The sequence below is a fragment of the Bacteroides sp. ET489 genome, assembly GCF_030518095.1.
Classification (GTDB): Bacteria; Bacteroidota; Bacteroidia; order Bacteroidales; family Bacteroidaceae; genus Bacteroides; species Bacteroides ndongoniae.
The window spans coordinates 1-639 of the sequence record NZ_JAULLJ010000127.1; the positions used below are offsets into that span (position 1 = coordinate 1).

1 protein-coding gene and 1 pseudogene are annotated in these 639 nt (G+C 44.0%); both read right to left on the reverse strand.

Going from position 1 to position 639, the window contains the following annotated elements:
- Positions 1–69 precede the first annotated feature (69 nt).
- Positions 70–225, reverse strand: a complete 156-nt coding sequence (locus tag Q3C19_RS18330) for a hypothetical protein (protein ID WP_004326287.1) — start codon at positions 223–225, stop codon at positions 70–72.
- A gap of 15 nt (positions 226–240) precedes the next feature.
- Positions 241–639 (reverse strand): annotated as a pseudogene (locus Q3C19_RS18335) (hypothetical protein); the annotation flags it as partial.

The following is a 639-nucleotide window of genomic DNA, read 5'->3' on the forward strand; positions in this document are numbered from 1 at the left end:
GGGAGAGGTATAGCCGATTATTTCCGAATGGAATGCAAACTGATATTTTTTCATAACACTTTATCCGTATTAAAATTCTGATATAAGTTCATCTTCATATACCTCCAGTTCAAGACCGCTCTCGACAATCCTGACCAGCCAGCGGCATTCCAGTCTTTCCATCAGTTCGACGGCACGGTATCCCTTATAGGGACGTCTCAGAAATACAATGTCTCCGGTTTTCATATTTGTTCCTCCTTTTTATTGTGCGTAGATTGTTTCTATCAGTTCTGCATCCGTAAGATAGCGCAGTTCCTGTGTGGAGCAGAACAGGCAGATGCCATCCAGTAGTTCATTTGCCGCAGCATCCAGGTTCCGTACTCCTTCAATCAGAGATTCTTCCAGTTCCTTGCTTGAAACAAGATATATTCCGTGAATGTCTTGAACAGTTCTCAAAGGGAAACGTCTTTCCTGATAGATGATGTCCTTTATCATGTCATCCTGTGGTGGCAGTTTGGCGCTGATTGTCTTGAACTGTTCGGGTGCGAGTTCCTTCAACCTGTCAGGATTGAAGCGGAACATTCTGAATCCCTGATATTCAAATCCGGCAGGCTCCGCTATTCTGTTACTGGTCAGGAAATCATGTACATGTCTGTTGCA

What these genes read in the sequence shown, in the direction of transcription:
- Q3C19_RS18330 (WP_004326287.1), bottom strand. Translation starts at nt 225, where the DNA reads ATGAAAACCGGAGACATTGTATTTCTGAGACGTCCCTATAAGGGATAC.